This is a genomic window from Pseudomonas bijieensis (genome assembly GCF_013347965.1).
Lineage (GTDB): Bacteria > Pseudomonadota > Gammaproteobacteria > Pseudomonadales > Pseudomonadaceae > Aquipseudomonas > Aquipseudomonas bijieensis.
In genome coordinates this window covers 293270-311259 of the sequence record NZ_CP048810.1, presented here as the reverse complement: position 1 = coordinate 311259, position 17990 = coordinate 293270, and the positions used below count along the sequence as shown (strand labels likewise).

At 60.1% G+C, this 17990-nt stretch carries 15 protein-coding genes; 8 read left to right on the top strand and 7 right to left on the bottom strand.

Features of this window, described 5'->3' with window-relative positions:
* Positions 1-3 precede the first annotated feature (3 nt).
* From GN234_RS01215 to GN234_RS01195, 5 genes are all read left to right on the top strand, one after another.
* Positions 4-2391 carry a hypothetical protein gene (locus GN234_RS01215; RefSeq protein WP_176687672.1) on the top strand — a complete coding sequence of 796 codons (2388 nt, stop codon included), beginning with the start codon at positions 4-6 and terminating at the stop codon, positions 2389-2391.
* Positions 2392-2568: 177 nt separating this feature from the next.
* On the top strand, positions 2569-3489 hold the full coding sequence (locus tag GN234_RS01210; RefSeq protein WP_176687671.1) for a hypothetical protein: 921 nt from the start codon (positions 2569-2571) through the stop codon (positions 3487-3489).
* A 19-nt stretch (positions 3490-3508) separates the two neighbouring features.
* Positions 3509-4813 carry a hypothetical protein gene (locus tag GN234_RS01205; protein WP_176687670.1) on the top strand — a complete coding sequence of 435 codons (1305 nt, stop codon included), beginning with the start codon at positions 3509-3511 and terminating at the stop codon, positions 4811-4813.
* Positions 4814-4816: 3 nt separating this feature from the next.
* Positions 4817-6634 carry a hypothetical protein gene (locus GN234_RS01200; protein ID WP_176687669.1) on the top strand — a complete coding sequence of 606 codons (1818 nt, stop codon included), beginning with the start codon at positions 4817-4819 and terminating at the stop codon, positions 6632-6634.
* A 32-nt stretch (positions 6635-6666) separates the two neighbouring features.
* The gene (locus GN234_RS01195) at positions 6667-7722 is read left to right on the top strand and encodes a hypothetical protein (protein WP_176687668.1); all 1056 of its coding nucleotides are present in this window, start codon (positions 6667-6669) and stop codon (positions 7720-7722) included.
* Positions 7723-7793: 71 nt separating this feature from the next.
* Here GN234_RS01195 and GN234_RS01190 read toward each other — a convergent pair whose 3' ends face one another.
* The 5 genes from GN234_RS01190 to GN234_RS01170 form a co-directional block, all read right to left on the bottom strand.
* Positions 7794-8558, bottom strand: a complete 765-nt coding sequence (locus GN234_RS01190) for an SDR family NAD(P)-dependent oxidoreductase (RefSeq protein ID WP_176687667.1) — start codon at positions 8556-8558, stop codon at positions 7794-7796.
* A 234-nt stretch (positions 8559-8792) separates the two neighbouring features.
* Entirely contained in the window at positions 8793-11162 is a 2370-nt protein-coding gene (locus GN234_RS01185) for a CehA/McbA family metallohydrolase domain-containing protein (RefSeq protein WP_176687666.1), read from the bottom strand.
* A 61-nt stretch (positions 11163-11223) separates the two neighbouring features.
* Positions 11224-11973 carry an ABC transporter permease gene (locus tag GN234_RS01180; RefSeq protein ID WP_109753124.1) on the bottom strand — a complete coding sequence of 250 codons (750 nt, stop codon included), beginning with the start codon at positions 11971-11973 and terminating at the stop codon, positions 11224-11226.
* Positions 11974-11980: 7 nt separating this feature from the next.
* Positions 11981-12982 carry an ABC transporter substrate-binding protein gene (locus GN234_RS01175; RefSeq protein WP_176687665.1) on the bottom strand — a complete coding sequence of 334 codons (1002 nt, stop codon included), beginning with the start codon at positions 12980-12982 and terminating at the stop codon, positions 11981-11983.
* Positions 12979-13818 carry an ABC transporter ATP-binding protein gene (locus GN234_RS01170; protein WP_109753126.1) on the bottom strand — a complete coding sequence of 280 codons (840 nt, stop codon included), beginning with the start codon at positions 13816-13818 and terminating at the stop codon, positions 12979-12981. The genes GN234_RS01175 and GN234_RS01170 overlap by 4 nt, the downstream gene beginning before the upstream one ends.
* Before the next feature lie 133 nt (positions 13819-13951).
* On the opposite strand from GN234_RS01170, the gene GN234_RS01165 reads away from it, so the two are divergent.
* Complete coding sequence (locus GN234_RS01165; protein ID WP_109753127.1) at positions 13952-14695, top strand: GntR family transcriptional regulator; 744 nt, start codon at positions 13952-13954, stop codon at positions 14693-14695.
* A gap of 6 nt (positions 14696-14701) precedes the next feature.
* Here the strand turns inward: GN234_RS01165 and GN234_RS01160 are convergent, their stop codons facing one another.
* Positions 14702-15613 (bottom strand): bifunctional helix-turn-helix transcriptional regulator/GNAT family N-acetyltransferase, encoded by a 912-nt coding sequence (locus GN234_RS01160; RefSeq protein WP_109753128.1) that lies wholly within the window; start codon positions 15611-15613, stop codon positions 14702-14704.
* Between the two features lie 82 nt (positions 15614-15695).
* Between GN234_RS01160 and GN234_RS29950 the strand changes: the two genes are divergently transcribed.
* A complete protein-coding gene (locus tag GN234_RS29950; protein WP_233459514.1) occupies positions 15696-15869 on the top strand; it encodes a hypothetical protein in 174 nt (57 codons plus the stop codon).
* Positions 15870-15879: 10 nt separating this feature from the next.
* Here GN234_RS29950 and GN234_RS01150 read toward each other — a convergent pair whose 3' ends face one another.
* On the bottom strand, positions 15880-16476 hold the full coding sequence (locus GN234_RS01150; RefSeq protein ID WP_109753129.1) for a TetR/AcrR family transcriptional regulator: 597 nt from the start codon (positions 16474-16476) through the stop codon (positions 15880-15882).
* Positions 16477-16975: 499 nt separating this feature from the next.
* On the opposite strand from GN234_RS01150, the gene GN234_RS01145 reads away from it, so the two are divergent.
* On the top strand, positions 16976-17989 hold the full coding sequence (locus tag GN234_RS01145; protein ID WP_109753130.1) for an SDR family oxidoreductase: 1014 nt from the start codon (positions 16976-16978) through the stop codon (positions 17987-17989).
* Position 17990 lies beyond the last annotated feature (1 nt).

Genomic DNA, 17990 nt, shown 5'->3' with positions numbered 1-17990 from the left:
GACATGAGCGTATTGAATTTCCCCCGCATCTACCTCAATGGCCATATGTTCTGGAATCCACCAACGGCCAATAACAACGACGTGTATCCGCTGTATGACGCGGTCAACGCGGACATCAACTGGCCGTTCATGAGCCACTTCGACATCAACGCCACGAACGCCCCCACCCTACTGATGCCCTGGACCATCAAGCCCCTGACAATGGCAGAGCTACCGGCCTATATGTTGCAGGTACCAACCAATGCCAACCCGGGAACCTACCCGTACATGCCCGCAGAATGGGATCTGTTTGGCGACAATGCCTGCGGCACGGTGGGCTACAAAGGTACTCGCTCAACGATCATCGGCGGCGAGCTGCAGGCCGACACCTACATCACCGAGGATGTGCTGGTTGGCAGGGACTACCAATTGCTCGGCAATCCCTTTGGCAGCAACGCCCCGACTGCCGCGCGCTTCGTGGATGTCAGTCCGTGGCAGAACACCTTCACCGCGTTGTATTTCGACAAGCTGATGCTGGGGGATGCCACGTGTGGCCTGACCCTCAATCGCCAGTATCGGATGATGGATCGTTTCCTGAATTTTAATTGGGCCAGCACCTTCCATGGCCTGGTGTATGTCACCACCACCTGGCAGTCCTGCTTTCCTCAGGAGAATCTGGAATGGGTCATCGGCGATTCGGCGCTGCTGAGTAACCTCCAGCAGCAGATGAAGCTGCAAGGGGCAAAGGGCCTGATGTTCAGGTTCTCCACTTACCTGACCTGCTACGACAGGAACGGTGTTTTCAACGACTTCCCGTACGTCAACACCCGCTCCAACGCCCCCTCGGATACGGCTCGTCTGCAAGCGATGTATCAGAAAGGCCTGGACAACGTTTCCGGTATTTTCTTCAACCCCGCCTACAGCCGCACCGCCGCGACCCTGGGCCTCTGGTTCGCCGACGAATACCCCACCGCCCCCGCCGGTCGGCGCCTGGTGCCAGCGCAGGCCGTAGCTGTCGCTAAACCCGGCGCATCTGCCCAAAACGCCACACTGGGCGTGACCTCGGTGCAGATTACCGGCAACACCCTGTCGCTGGATCTGGCCAACACGTTCCCGTTCTATCCGGTAGAGCCCAATGCCGACATCCTGACCGCCGAAAAATTCCAGGCCGGCGACTATCAACTGGGTGTACGCGAGGGTGATCAATTCACGCCGGTGGTCGACTTCGGTTTCGACCGGTATAACCAGGCAGCCTTCGACAAACGCTCCGGCCTGCAGGACTTCCCCCTCAGCGACGCAGACCTGACGAAACTACAACCAGGTCTTCCATTGGAGCTGCGACTGAAGGCCCCGGTCGCCCCGACACCCGTGATCGCCGCCACCCAGCAAACCTGGACCGCCGAAGTGGTTGAGAGCGGCAGTTTCATCGACGTGGGCGACCACAAGACGCTGACCATCATGGTGCAGAAAAATGGTGCACCGGCCGCCAACACCACGCTGTGGGTAGCGGAATACGGCAACCCCTACATGGTGACCACCAGCGACTACTACCTGGCCTCCAGCAACGCGGCCAATTTCACGCTGTTCTTCGACCACCCAAACGATCCCAACCTGAACAAGGCCAATCTGCCGAACTTCAATAACGCGCCGCCCGTACAAAACTATCTGGCCGAAGGCAGCGGCCGCCGACTGACCGCGCTGCAGAATACGGATCAGTCCAGTGGAGACCCGATCGGTTATCAGCAATTCCTGCAGGGCGACGGCAAACCGGTCACGATCGACTTACACCCTTGCCTGGCATTCGATGCCGGCGTCTACGCCACCGGAACCCTGAGCGACGACATCCACGCCACTCCGGTGGATTATTCTTATGTCACCACCACCACCGACGCCAACGGCATCGCCCAGGTGAGCTTCAGGGCCGTGGCCCCGGGCTTCCCGACCTTGCGTTTTTTCGTCAAGGAAGGCGACAGCGATCCGGTCATCCCCTTCAGCTTCCCGCTGCCCCAAGCCTACATCGACTTCCTCACCCCGCTCCGCGTCCTGCCCTTGGACATGCAGCTGCAAAGGGACTTCATCAACTACTGGAACACCGTCTACAAGGATCAGAACGCCGCAACGCAGCTGTGGGAGGGTTTCCTCTACCCACGCATCCTGCAGACCTTCTATTACCTGTACCCCATCATGAACAAGTACATGCCGCTCAACTCCCAGGCACGTGTCGAAGGCGCCATAGACCAGTTGATTGTGCTGATCAGCAAGCCCTACCAGGAGGAAAGCACGCTCTCGATGCCTATCACCCGTGACATGTCCCAGAGTCGCCGTGCGGTATTGGAGCTGTGGGCCAAGAAACTGGTGAAACGCAACTATCCGCCACAACAACTCAAGATGAGCGATTACGACAACCTCTGACCGTAACGCTGTTACCAAGGAGGATAAACCACTGTGGGAGCGAGCTTGTGTGGGCGCTGAGCTTGCTCGCGATGAAGGCACCGCGGTCTTTCGAATGACCGAGTTATCGTTCATCGCGAGCAAGCTTTGCCCCCACACTCCCACAGTGTCACCCGGTACTTTTCAAAGGAATGACCTATGAAAACCAGTATCTTGAACCGGTTGTTGCTGTTGATCCTGCTGTTCAGCCCACCTCTGTTCGCCCAGGACAGCGGTGCCGTGTACTTCACCATGGGCGTGCATAACACCGAGGGCTGCAACGAACAGAACGGCAACTGTATCGCCAAGCGTGCCCCGGGCGACCCTTCCGATCCGTTTTTTCCGGCGTTCTGGATCAGCGACTGGACCATGTACCGGGTGATGCACAACTACGAAAAAAACCCGCCGCCCTACAGCAATCCGCCCTCCACTCTCACCCCGGCGGACTACACCGTCTCCCGAGGGACCAGCTACTACGACACCACCTACATCCCGGCCGATGGCGATGGCTTCGGCGCGATGATGGAACACTATGAGAAGTACTGCCTGCCGATCTTCCCGATCAAGAACAATAACTACACCTGCTCCTTCGTGTCCCTGGGCAACAAGGCCTACTTCCTGACCTACCCGCAGGATCGCCCCAAGGACATGCCGGCCTGCTGCATGTTCTCGCCGATGAATCATCCGCCGCGGCAAGATTTCATCCAGCACCTGCCCTACAGCGCCGAGCGCAGCCAGAACCTCGACGCCAGCGTGCAAGCCTACGCGCTGGACCTTCAATCGCCCCAGGGGCCGATCCTGTTCGGCTATGCCTTCTACAAGAAAATGACGGGGCAACCGCCCTACCGGCAGCCGCAATCGTTCTTTTTCTCCGGTGACACCAGCGTCGCCAATGCCCCCATCGTCAGCCAGAACTACACCAACTTCCGCATCGCCAAACCGGACCCGGCCCAGACCTGGGCGCAGGTGGCCGCGATGTGCCCGGCGAATCCACCGCCCTGCCAACTGTTCGAGCCACCGGCCTCACAGAGCAACGGCCAGAAGGCGCAGTGGAACAAGCTCATGCAGCGTAAACCCTGAGCAATGACGGAGGATCGCCATGAACACTTCACTGCGTTTCACCTTGGTCCTGCTGGGTTTGACCAGCCTCCCGGCCCTGGCCCTGGAGCAATCCCAGGAACACGCCATGCCACGGGCGCAGGCCACGAACCTGAATTGCCAGCCACCCAGCACAGCGCCAGCGGCCAACGCCAGCCAGGATCTGTTCGATCAATACAGCTGGCAACTGTTCATCGCCGTGAACTGGCCCGCCCAGGCGGGGCAGCGAGGTGATCCCGACTGCAGCAAACAACCGGGGGATCCTGGCTACACCGTCTGGCAGACCTACAAGACCGTGGAGGAAACCTTCCTGCCACGCGGGGCCGATCCAGGCCCTTGGAACACCCCGCAGCTTGCCAAGAGCCTGGGCATCATCAACATCGCCGCCTTGAAGAACAGCTCCCAGGTCAATGCCGTCGACCAGGCCGTCGGCGGCTGGCTGATCGACCAGGCCGGCAACCCGACCTACTACGATATCTCGGCCAACGAGACCTCCTATAACTACATCGTCGCCAACCGGTTCTATAACGCCGATGTGGTTTCCAAAGCCAACAACATCAACTTTCCCTACGGGGTCATCGAGGTCAAATCGAGCTGGCGCATTCTCACCCCCAACGACAATGCCAGCCGCTACCTGACCATGTTTGCACGCGTGGCCACGTTCGACGACCAGGGCCAGCGCAGCGGTGTCACCGAGGCCTACCTGGGGCTGGTGGGGCTGCACGTCATCACCAAGGTGAACGGCTATCCGCAGTGGATCTGGTCGACCTTCGAGCAGATCGACAACGTTCCACCCAAAGTGCAGGTGAACGGCGTATGGGTTGACCAGCCAACATCCGGCACGGCGTATTCCTACTTCAACCCCAGCGCTCCGGCAGCCACCCTCAACCAGTCGCCCTGTGACTGGCAGACCCAGGGCACGCATCTGGTCTGCGTGCCAAAACCCGGTACCACCTTCCAGACCCCGAACCCGCTGAACCGCGTCACGCCGATCGCCGAGATCACCAACGAGGTCAACGCCCGTTACCGCAGCGACCCGGGCCTGCAACGCAGCGTCTTGAAGTACTACCAACTCATCACCACCCAGCGCCCGCTAATGCCGGACAACCCCAGCAACCCACTGGGCCAGCCGACCCCCGCCCTTTCGGCCAACGTGACCATGGAAAGCTACATCCAGCCCAACAGCAGTTGCATGAATTGCCACTCCATGGCGACACCGGTCAAAAGCCCCTACAAGGCCGACTATTCCTACCTGTTCAAATTCGCCAATGCGCCTGTCGGTAAAACCATCAAGGACGAGGAATAAAACATGAGCATCCTGAACGGACCACGGCTGAATTTCTGGGGCGGCATCCGCACCGACGTCAGCCTGCCGAACAACTCCCCGACCATTCCTTACGATGGCAACGATCACTGGCCGCTCTTCGACCTGACCACCTCGACCTTGGCACCAGGCGCCCAGTCCTACACCGACGACCAGTTGAACAACATGATCAATGCCCCCACCGGCAACTACTACACCGCCGGGGGCTGGAATCATTACGGACAGCATGTCGTCGACATGCAGAACGCCTTGATCAGTTCCCAGGGCATCCCTGGCAGCATCAGCACCACCGGCGACCTGGTGGGCCAGGCTGTCTATTTGCTCGGCTCGGTGGACCCGGTGACCGGCCAGGGGCCTGTTTCCGGCCCGATGATGGTGGACCTGGACCCCACCGCCTCGACGACCACCCAAATCTTCGTTGGCGGCCTGCAAATCGGTGGCAACGACAACATCCAATTGCTGATCCGCAACAACACCGTGTGCAGCAGTTTCGACGTGGCGGGACGTGTGCTGCTGCCGAAAAAAATGGACGCGCCGGGCTCTTTCCACGCCAGCGGCACGTTTCAACTGACCTTCCCCTTGAGCAGCATTGTCAGTTGGAACCAGAACAGCAGCGGCCTGCGCTCGATCATTCAGGCACCGGGGGCAACAGGCATCGTCCTGCGTTTCGTCATGTTCGAAATGTGCCCCACGATGACCACCGAACAACTGGACGCCGACTACGCCGCCGGCAGGTACACGCCCAACCCGAGCATCGGCCGGGTCATCGGCACACTGGCGCCGGCCTTCGCCGACGAGCCGCTGAACTGCCAGCCGGGCCGGCAACTGGTCAACCAGAGCACGGACAACGCCGGCTATGCCGACCTGGGCAACAGCGGTTACCTGAGCATCGACATGGTGAACGTCATTCCGAAGGAAACCTTCCGGGCCGTCAGGGACGACATCACCAGCCCGATCGGACCCAACGCCAATTACGGGACCGTGACCATCAGCGCCGGCTCCACCACCCTGACGACCCTCGACCCGACCAGTAGCCCTCTGGTGGACTACTACGTGTATGGCGGCATCGTCGACCTGCCCCTGACCACCAGCCAGCAACAGGCGGTGCGCACCGGCGCCCTGGCGATCAACGCGCCGGGCACGGTCGCCGGGACCACGTTGCAAGCCACCGAATCGACCTATCGGATCTATGCCGACCAGCGCAACGTCTATCTGGAGGACTACCCCAACGGCCTGTCGATCACTCTCCAGGTCAGGTACCTGGGCGGAGCGGTCCCCAGCACCACCGAAATCGGCCTGCAGGCAATCCCGGCAGCTGATCCCCCCGTGTATAAAGAACCGCAGTACTGGGACTTCCTCGACTACCCTGATTCCCTGACGGTCAGCGCCGGCCAGCTTTCGGTCAGCTTCCCCGTCACCGTCAAACCAGGCAGCGCCGCCCAGGCGGGTTTCGTCGCCCTGACCTGCACGGCCAATGGCCTCGACAGCAGTGCTTACTTCACCAACTTTCGCAAGTACGCCCAGACCGACTTCGGCATTCCCTCGGGCACCACCATCACCTGGCCGCTGATGTACCCCAACGTCCTGCGCTTTCACTACCTGGCGTTCCCCGCCATGTCGCGCTATATCCCGCTGAATCAACCCGACGCCATCATGGGCGCCAAGAACCCCATCCTCGCCCGCACCTCGGATGCCTACAAAGGCACCACGCTGTTCATGCCGGTAGTGCGCTCGATGTCGCCCTGCCAACGAGCGTTGCTGCGGGCCTATCTCACCGGTGAGCCCTGGCAACCGCCGCAATGAATGCGTCCCCCTTTTGTTCATGGAGAGAACCTATGTCCGTTCCCTTTCAAATTCCCGCGCATCCCAGCGAAGCCCTGCGTCCCAGCACCTTCATCGTCGAAGACCTGCTGAACCCTCGTGGCCTCTGCCAGCAGGCCGACGGCAGCTTGCTGCTCACCGAAGCAGGCTCGGGGTTGCCCGACCAGCCCTTCAGCGGTCGTATCAGTCGACTGCGACCGGATCCGCAGCGGCCCGGCGCCTACCTGCCCCGCGAAACACTGGCCCAAGGGTTTCGTGCCATGAACATGCAGGCACGCATGTTGCGCGATGAAATCATGGGGGTGTCGGACATCGCCTGTGGTGATGGACGCTGCCTGGTCAGCCAGACCGATTACGTCGCCGGCTCCAAGCTGCTGGACCTGCAATTCACACCACCCGAGCCGGTCTTCCATAGCCGCGGTAATCTGAACGCGCTGTGCTACCACCCGACCCGTCGCAGCTGGCTGGCCGTCAAGCCCGATACCAATCAGTTGGTGGAGTTCGCCATGGGCCAGGAGGAGCGCGTGCTGGCCCAACTGCCCGAACTGGATCAAGGCCAGGAAGCCGTTCCCGTGACCCTGGTGTACGAACCGGCGACAGACGCGGTGCTGATCAGTCTGTTCTCCGGCGAACTGCACGGCGAACCGAGCCGCAAGGGCATCGACTTTGCCGAGAAGGCCGGCCAGGTGATCCGGGTCTGGCCCGCCAGCGCCAAAATCGACGTCCTGATTCGCGGCCTGCAACTGCCCACCGGGCTGGCCTTGCGCCCCAACGGCAATCTGCTGGTGCTGGAACTCTGCGAGCGCCTGCAGCAACCGCTGCTCCCCGACTGGAACGGCGAACCCCTGCATGGTGGCTTTACCCGGTTCAGTGGGCGACTGCTGAGCTGCGACTTGCAAACAGCCCAGGTCACGGTGCTCGCCCGCGACCTGGATACACCTTCCAACCTGTGCCTGTTACCGGACGCGGTACTGGTCAGCGAAGGCATGGGACTGGTCGGGCGGCCACTGCCTACGCCAGATGGAAGCGTTGTGCCGTTAAGTGGCAAACTTCGTCGAGTGCAACTCTGAACGAACACTCAAGACCGAAGGCAAAAAAAACGGCGCTTACCCTTCATGGGATAAGCGCCGTTTTTCTTGACTCAGCCAGCAGTGACCGTCATGCCTCCATCCGCCATGACAACCGAACCAACGATAAAGCTGGCACGTTCCGAGGCCAGGAACGCCACCACCTCGGCAATTTCTTCCGGCTGTGCGGCTCGGCCGATAGGCGCGGCTTCACCGTGCTGGGCGAGGAATGCCGGGCCGTCCTCGACCACGTCATTGAGAATGTTGGTGACCACATCGCCAACGCCGATAGCATTGACACGAATACCATGCTCGATGACTTCCAGCGCCAGGGTGCGCGTCAGTTGCGCCAGGGCACCCTTGGACGCGGTGTAGGCGGCAATGGTCGGGAAGGCAAAATAGGACGCGTAGGACGCAATGTTGACGATGGCGCCCGACTTGTTGGGCATCATCGCCTTGACCGCTTCGCGGGAATGCAGGAAGGCAGCGGTGGCGTTGACCGCCTGGATGCGCTCCCAGTCCTGGCGCGTCATGTCGATCACCAGCTTGTTGATGATGATCCCGGCATTGTTGACCAGGATGTCCAGCCGGCCGAACTGCTCGACGGCCAGGCCGACCGCGCGCTCGGCAGCACCATCCTCGGTGATGTCGGCCTCCAGCGGCACCAGCCCCGGACGGGCCAGCTCATGGACGGCGGGGTTGATGTCTTCCGCGACCACCTTGGCGCCGCGGGCGTGCAGCAGCAATGCGATGGCCTTGCCGATGCCACTGGCGGCGCCGGTGACCAGTGCAACCTTGCCTTCGACTTCGTGGGGAATGTTGTGTTGGATATCGGTCATGATCGCTCTCCAGCGTGAGCGGGCAGACGAGACATTCGCCAGCCCGGCGCCCGTGGGCGCTGTCGTTATCGACGGCTTCACTTTCTCGCAACGACGACTGCCGGGCTTTCGCAGGTTTGCTGGGACTGTCGGGGTTTTGCGCGAATCTGCCCAGATAATGCTGTTCCGCGAGCTTGTGGCGAGGAGATTTATCCCCTCGCCACAGGTTAATGAGACCTTCGCCAGCCCGGAGACCTACAGGGTCAGGAACAGCGCGGACGTCCAGACCCGTGATTGATCGCGCTGGCGGGCGCAGATGAACAAGGGGTGTTCACGCCCTGGTTCAAGCCCCAGGCGGGCCAGTTCGATTTTGCCCTGCAATTCACGGGGCAACGGGGCAGCGGTCATCCGCTCCAGGGACATCTTCAACTCCGCGCCTGGCAACGCTTCGACCACTTGCGATTTTGCCAGCAGTTCATCACCGGACAGCTCCATCAACACCGTCGGCGCATGTACATATGGTTGCGGTTCGGACGGGTCGCCAACCTTGATGTAGTTGTCGATCCGGCTGTGGATCTGCAGCGTGGCGCCGGCCAGTTGCGACAGGTCGATTTCAATGCTGTCGGTATCGCCGTTGGTGTCGGTGCGAAACGCCAGGACCGTTGCATCCTTGCGCCAGACGGTCTGCTCGGGATGATCGAGGCCCAAGGCGCGAAAGCCATTGATGACCGCGCCGGTGATGCGGATCTCGCCGCTCCAGTAGGCGCCGCGATAACGGTCCTTGATCCGCGCGCCTCCCAGGCGCAGGCGAATGCGTTGCGTGCAAAAACCCAGTTCCTGATGCAGGTTGCGCGACCAGATCAGCTTGTCGCCATCGAACAGATCGACCTGCTCCCAGCCCGCCTCGCCCAGCAGCCGATAGTCCAGGGTGGCATTCGAATCAGCGGTGAAGACTTCACCCATGAAGTGCCTGCCCTGGCGCAGGCTGGCGAACGAACGCTCCCCGGTCGTGGCGAAGGTGCGACGAGCGCGCAGGGCCTTGCCGACGCTGGCTCGGTCGAAAGCCTCGGCGACAACGCCGGTCAACCCGCCCCGGGAGCCGAACACCGCCGTGGCCGGAACGCCGCCACCGCAGCGTCCCTGGTGTTCATCGCTGTTCGCCGCGGCGCCGACCCGATAGCCTCGCTGCAGCGCCTCGGCGTAGACCCAATGGAACTGGCCCCAGGCCGAACCGACCTCGATCAGCCGCTCGAGCTCCGGGTGATGCCAGTCGAGGTTGCAACGGCGTCCGCCGACATGGGGCATCATCAGATGACCTTCGGGATCCTTGGCATAGGCGGCGTACAACTCGTCCACCGGCCAGGCGCCCGGCTTGATGGTGCCGGCAGTGAACTCGTTCCATTCGAAGGAGCGCACCAGTCGCCCTTGATTGTCGAAAGGGAATTCGGGTTTGCGGTCATGCAGGAAGACGACGTTGCGGTCGCCACCCGCACAAGAGTTACCGCACCACTCGGTTCCGGGATAGCACACGAACCGACCTGGCTCGTTGAGCTCGTGGATCAACCTGACCGCCTGGTCCCAGCGCTGCTCGGTGATATTGAAATCGTTGGCGGTGTAGCCAAGCACATCGAGCCCGGCGACATCACGGCCGTAACTGAGGTTGTACAAGGTGTCGTTGGTGCCCACCGTGTCATCGGAGTGCACATGCAGGTCGGCGTAGAGCGGGCGTAATGCAGTACCGGCGGGATCGACGGTGACGAAGGCCTGGGCAGCGTCAACAAAGGGCGCCTCCACCGTGGCGGACAGACGCCACTCGCCCACGGCGCCGAGACCAAGCCCCTCGATCCGGGCCGTCGCCCAGCCTTCGGACGCCAACGTGAACGGCTGTAGACGCTCGCCGCCTTCCGGGTCAACCAAGGCCAAGACACCATTGAGCGGCAAGTTCCGGCAAGTGTTGCCCCAGGCATCGTCCACCCGCAACAGGACATCGAACGCCTCGCCGGCGCTGACCAGTCGCGGCACGATCAACTGCACACGCCGCGCCGGCCCAGGCACGATGTCCAGCAATGGATCACCCGGCACCTCGGCAAATTTCGAGCTGCCCAACGGGTCGATGAACAGGCGGAAACGGAAGTCCTTCTCGACGAAACTCTGGACCCGTGTTCCCGCCCCGCCCTGACGTCTATCACCCAGGCGAATGATGACTTTATCGCCCGGGTTCAGGTAACCGTCGATGATGTCGATGATGATCGCTTTCTGGAATGGCCGTTCATGGCCCTTCTGGTCGAAGCGCACTTTCAAGTGCTGCACCGTGGCCTGACTCTGGCCGGGAACCAACTCACCGGCCTGGTATTCGGCACTCACATAATTGGGACCCGCCGGGTTCGAGGTCTGGAACAGGGCCCAGTCGGAATAGAACTTGAAGGCCAGCTTGAGCCAGGCGCCGTCGGCCAGGCCACTGCCACCGACTTCGTAGACCAGGGTGATCTCATCCCACTGCCCGGCGACCAGCACGTCACGGTCACAGTGGATACTGCCCAGGAACGGACGTTTCTTGTTGCGCTCGTACAGGCCTTGCGGGGCGATGTAGTGCCCGGCTTCGCGGGGATCGAAAACATTACTCACATGACACCTCGTGCAGTGGTCCACTGAAGGTTTGAAGGGGCAGCGAAGACAGCGACGGTGCTTATTGCACGCGCCATTTCTGGTAGTGGCGCTCGATACGCCGGAACACAAAGCTCTCCATGAGCCAGGCAATCAGGCCGATCACGACAATGCCCAGCAGCACCTGGCTGCTGTTGCCGATCTGCCCGCCCGTGGCGACCATCCAGCCAATGCCCCGGGACGCGCCGATCATTTCCGCCGCGACCAGCGCCCTCCAGCCCTGACTGAAGCCGATGCGCAAGGCGGCGGTCACGAACGGCAACGAGGCCGGCAGGTAGACATGGGCCAACAGTTGCCAGGCGTTGGCGCCCAAGGTGCGTGCCGCGCGGACTTCACCGCCGCGGATACTCTGCACGCCCTCCTGGATCGTCACTGCCATGGGGAACATCGCGGCAATGAAAATCACCAGCACAATGGAGACATAGCCCAGGCCGAAAATGATCATGATCAGCGGCGCCCAGGCAATCGGCGGGATAGCCATGAACAGACTGTTGAGCGGCGAGACAAAATCGCGAAAGCGCGAGGACAGGCCAGCGGCCGTGCCCAGCAGGAGCGCCACGAGCACGGCGGCGCAAAAACCACCCAGCTCTTCCAGCACGCTGGCCTGCAGGTGCTGCCACAGCGAACGGTCGCCTAGCCACCGCAGCGCCTCGCGGGCGACGTCCCAGGGCTGCGGCAGGATGTAGGTGGGAAAGCGGCTCGCCAGGGCGACCCAGATCAACAGCAGGAATGGCAGCGACGCCCATCCCCAATTCGGTTTTGGCAGGGACATGACGGACTCAGTGCGCGGCTTTTTCCAGGTAGGAGGTATCCACGATCTGTTCGGTCTTGAGCGTGGTATCGATAAAGCCCAGGTCGTGGGAGTAATCCATCAGGCGCTGGATGAACTGGATATCCGAGGCCTGCAAGTCCGCCGACCAGCCCAGCCGGGTTCGGGCCTGGGCGACAATGGCCTGCGGCGCGATGATCTTGCCGTCAGTACCTTGCACCGCTTCAAGCTTGAATGCCTCGGCGATCAGCCGGTTCGACTCGGCGGGATGCTCATTGAGGAAGGCGATGGCCTTGCGATGGGCACGGAGCAGCTTCACCACCTCATCCGGGCGCTCCTGCAAGGTTTTCGGCAAGGCAATCACCACGTACCACGGGTATTGGGGCAATGCCTGGTTCACGTCCAGCAGGATCCGGCTCGAACCGCGCAACACCGACTGGCTGACGAAGGGCTCCCAGGAAAATGCCGCGTCGACGATGCCGCGCTCAAGGGCTGCGTTCATGTTGCCCGGCGGCATGTCGACGATGTCCAGGTCCTTGTCAGGATCGAGCCCGGCCTTTTCCTTCAGGACATAACCGCGCAGAAGCACATCCATGCCACTGCCCTTCTTGACCCCGGCGAGCTTTTTGCCCTTGAGCGCCTGGAGGTCGGTGATCGGGCTCTTGGCGTCGACAATCACCGCGGCCTGGCCGTAATTGACCTTCGCCAGGATCCGGCTTTGCAGCCCGCGGGAAAACCATTGGTACACCGGTGGGGTGCCGGCATAGGCCACATCCAGCTCACCGGCGGCCAGTGCCTGCTGGATCACCGGGCCATCGCCCAACGCCTTGAGGTCGACATTCAAGCCTTCCTCACGGTAGTAACCCTGTTTATCCGCGATCAACGCCGGGGCGTTGGCCATGGCGAAGACATACCCCACGCGCAAGGGTTTCTCCTCGCCAGCCACAGCGCAGGCGCTACCAGCCAACGTGGCGGCAGACAAGGTAAGGGCAAGCAGCGAACGTTTGATCATGCTGTCAGCTCAAGTCGAGGGGTGGGATAAGCCGTGGCGTCGCAAGCGTCCATCACCTGGGCAATGCGCGTCATCAGCTCATTGCGGTAATCGAGGAACGCCGGTAACCGGCGGGTTTTCAGGTTGGTGCGGGGACGCGGCAGATGGATTTCCAATTCGCTGTGAATCCCTGCGGGCGCGATGTTGAGCACGATGACCCGATCGGCCAGGAACACCGCTTCGTCGATGTCGTGGGTAATGAACAACACCGTCTGGCCCAGTTCGGCCCAGAGGCGCAACGTCTCCTCGTTCATGCTGTTGCGGCTGATGGCATCGAGCGCGGCGAACGGCTCGTCCATCAGCAGCACGCTGGGTTCGAGGGCCAGGGTCCGGGCCAGGGAGACACGCTGTTGCATGCCACCGGAAAGCTGGTGCGGCAGCCGATGCGCCGCGCTCTCCAGACCGACCAGGCGCAGGTACTGCAACGCCTGTGCGCGCTGCTGCGATTCGTCGGTGTGGGCGCTCATCCGCAGACCGAAACGCACGTTCTCCAAAGCGCTCAGCCAGGGAAACAATTGCGGCGCCTGGAACACATAACCCAATTCCGAACGCTCCGGGCGTACCGCTGTCTGGTTGATCGTGATGCGGCCACTTTGCGGTTGCACGAAACCGGACAGCAAATTCAGCAAGGTGGTTTTCCCACAGCCCGATGGCCCGAGGATCGCGACGAACTCGCCAGGTTTGGCGTTCAGGCTGAAAGAGGAAAACACCCGGTGGCCATTGGGGTAGCTGAAGCTGATGTCATCGACCGTCAGGGCATCGGCTTGCGGCGGTGCGTATGGAAAGTTTTTGAGCATGGCAAGTGTCGTCAGGTCGTTTACAATGGGAATGCCTGACATAATACGTATTAATACAAGTAGTCCCAATAACCGATTTTTATAACCTTAGAAGTGAAGGCCCCCGCCCCACTCAAGTCCATGGAAGCTGACAGTGTCCACCTCCATTCTTCGCGACAGCACCACCTCGCTCTACGAACAGATTGCCCATCAACTGCTGGAGGAAATCCAGCGCGGCGACTACGAACCCAGCGGCAAGCTACCGTCCGAGGCGCAGTTGGGCGAACGGTTCGGGGTAAGCCGCGTCACGGTTCGTCTGGCAGTGGGCAAGCTCAGCGACGACGGCGTGGTGGAACGCAAGCAAGGTAAAGGCACCTTCGTGGCGGCCAAACAGGTGCGCCACGGCCTGGATGCGTTGCGCAGCTTTCATGAGGCGCTGTTGCTGCAAGGGCTGCAACCGAGCATGCAGGTGCTCAGCCATGCCCTGCGGCCTGTTCCAGAAGCCATGCGTGGTTTGTTTGAAGAAGCAGGCGACTGCCTGCTTCTGGAGCGACTGCACGTCGTCGATGACGAACCCATCGCGTTGGGACGCAGTCACTTACCGGCAGAGTTGGCCAATGTGACTTGGGCTGAAGTCGAACATCAGCCGATCTATTCCATTCTCGAGTCGATCACCGGCCTGGCGGTCACCCGTGCCGACCTGGCCATCCGTGCCCAGGAAGCCGACAAGAGCCTGGCCGGCGCGCTGCACGTCAAACGCGGCGCCGCGCTGCTGGTCATGGAGCGCACGTCCTATTTTGCCGATGGCCGCTGCTGCGACCGCACGACGTTTTTCATCCGCCCGGAACGCTATGCCTTTATCCTCAGCGGGGTTTTCAAATCCAATAGCGCCAATTGATACGATTCAAATGGGCGACGCGGCTGGGCCCGGTCTTACAAAACACTGCTCCGTCACCTGCCGCCCCCATTGCTGCCCCTCTTGTTGCTGCACCAACCTGAAACCAAACGCTTCATACAGCTTGCGGGCGGCGTCGAGCCCCTGGAACGTCCAGAGGCTCGTTGAGCTGAAGCTCCACTCGTCACAGAACTTCATCGCCTCAGCCAACAGGCGTCTGCCGACGCCCTTGCCTCGCGCCGAATCATCCAGAATGAAGCAACGCAGCACTGCACTGCCGCCCTCTCCTTCGCCGTCAATGGCAATCGAACCGACCATTCGCTCACCGTCCAGGGCCACCCAGACCTCGTTGCGCGGATTGTGCAAGCGGCCCATCAGCTCGGCCATGTCCGATGCAACCAGGCTTTCGAACGACTGGCCAAAGTTCGAATGCCTGGCGTAATAGTCCGCATGCATTTGCACAATGCGGCCAATGACACCAGGACGGTAGCCTCTTGCAATCTCCAATTGCGCCGGCACAGGCGGCTCTGCACCGAGCCGATGAGCCTGTAGCGCAATGGCATAGCTGGCAATCCCCTCACTCACGGCCTGGCATTGATCGTTGGATAAGTGAGACATGGCTGCGACAACCTGCTGCGTGGCAAAAGCATCGATGGCTCGAAGGGTGGTTTGCCCCTGCGCAGTGAGGCGCAGTCTCTTGGCACGCGCATCTTGTTCATGGGCAATTTCTTCAATCTCACCGGCCTCGATGAGTTTGCGAACCATCCGACTTACACTGGATTTTTCCAGACCGAGCAGCTCGACAAGCTCTCCAGCAGTCAGGGATTGGCGATTGCCGAGCTCCACGATTGTGTGCACCGACGACGGCGGATAACCCGTTGCAGCCAGTGTGGTATGCATGAACCCCAGCTCTCGCACCATGAGACGAGACGCCGAACGGATTTTTTCAATCAGATCTGGTGGGCAATGGTTCACGGGGACCTCGGACGCAATGCGCAATTAGTTGCATCGCACAACTAAATACCCATCAGCGCATTCAGTCAAGCTGGCGGCCCAACCCCAGGATCATTTCAAGCCCTTCCAGGCCTATGGCATTGGCGCCCAGCTCTACATACCGCTGGCGTACGCGCTGGTGGGCCGATTGGCTGAGCGTCGGTTGCTGGCCTATCAGCGATAACGACAGAGGCCTATAGAGGCTCTGCGGTCTGGATGAGCGAGTTCAACACCAGCTTGATTTCAACAGCCGGGTCTTTGTGCCCTTGCAATATCAGGCCTTCCGCCAGGGCGGTGAAAGTCTTGGCCAGCGCGGCGTTGGCCAGGGGCGGCTTCTTGCCAGCATGATTGAATATGATGGTAATCAACTTGCCCAAAGCCTCGCTGTTTTCTTCATGCAAGTCGTAGTAATGCGGCGAGAATTCTTCATCGCGCAAGGCGATCAATTGCAACTCGGCATCGAGGATCGCACAGCGGGTATTGTTCTTCAGCGTGTCGATATAGGCATTCAAGCCGTGACTCAACTGCTCCGACGAATATCCCGATGCCAGGGTCGTACTCAATCGGTCGATTTCAACTCGCTTGAAGCGTTGAGTCAGTTGTAGCAGCAAGTCCGATTTACTTGAGAAATTTGAAAAAAAGGCGCCTTTGGAAAAGCCGGCCTCCTCGGCAATAACGTTGACGCTGGCGGCATGGAAGCCTTTTCGGATCATCAGCTCAGTGGCTGTGTCGAACAATTTGTCTCTTGTTACTTGCTGGCTCTCTTCTCGACCTAGTCTCTTTTTAATCACGCCCTCGGCTCCTTTGGCCAAACAAGATATCTATGTGTAACTGAATGCAACGAATCGTCTACTCGCTGTACGGAACCCGTTTTCGCCATCATATCTTATACGCGCCTTGTTCAATCATTTACATTTTAACTTTCAAAAAGTGCCATGTATGTGCCATGTAGTTGCGCCATCGAAAGGGTGCGCTAGATGAGCTACCTGCCACGTTTTTTGCCGTAGTACAGGCGATCACGTCCCGCTGCTTCTTGAGCTCCGCTGCCTCTTTTGCATGGCTTAACCGCGGATTTTTCGCTTCTGCGCTCCCCGCTCAAGCGTGAAAAACCGCGTCTTAGGCCCGGTTCAGAGCCATCCGTTCGACAATCCGACGAAATACCGCTTGATTTTCAGATACCGTATGGTTTTTACTTGCGCCGTTGGTGGAGCCCAACCCCTGATCAGGGCATCGAGTCAGCGATACCAGCCTTGATGCAATGGCAGGTCACCTCAAAGGAGCGGGATTTTAATGGAATATGCCTTCGTTACAGGCGCTACTGGCCTGCTCGGAAACAATGTCGTTCGTGCGTTGTTGAAACGAAACATTAAAGTAAAAGCACTGGTTCGTTCCGTAGAGAAAGCCAGGAAACAGTTCGGCAGCTTGCCCGTGGAGTTGGTCGAAGGCGACATGCTTAATGTCGATGCCTTCAGCCATGCCCTGCAAGGGTGTGACGCCTTGTTTCATACAGCCGCCTATTTCCGTGACAGTTACAAAGGCGGGAAACATTGGCAAAAACTCTACGACACTAATGTGGTCGGTACCGAGCGCTTGTTGCAAGCGGCTTATGACGCCGGTATCCGTCGTGCAGTCCATACCTCTTCAATTGCCGTATTGAAGGGCAATAGGGATCAAGTGATCGATGAAACCATGTCTCGCAGTGAGGTGGAGGCTGACGATTACTACTTGAGCAAAATATTGTCCGAACAAAAGGTCCAGCAATTCCTGGCAGAACACCCGGACATGTTTGTCGCCATGGTCCTGCCCGGGTGGATGTTCGGCCCTGGTGATATCGGCCCTACTTCTTCAGGCCAGTTCTTGCTTGACTTTGTCGGACAAAAATTGCCCGGTGTACTCCCCGGAAGCTTTTCCGTTGTCGATGCCCGGGATGTGGCCGAGCATCAAATCGCAGCCATCACCCGCGGCAGGTCCGGAGAGCGTTACCTGGCCGCCGGCAATCACATGGACATGAAGAGCATTTTCCAGGCGCTGTCGAATGTCAGCGGGATAAAGGCTCCAGAGCGAAAAGTGCCGCTGTTCATGCTGAGAATCATCGCACTTATCTATGAAGGTTATTACCGGATTACCAAAAAACCGGTGCTCATCAGTACTTCCACGGTCAAGCTCATGGAGCAGGAACAAGGCCGTACTCATTTCAGCCACAGTAAAAGTGCAAGGGAGTTGGAGTGCAAGTTCCGCCCTGTCGCTGAAACCCTGACCGATACCCTGAATTGGTATCGGAACAATAACTACACAGATGCTTAAT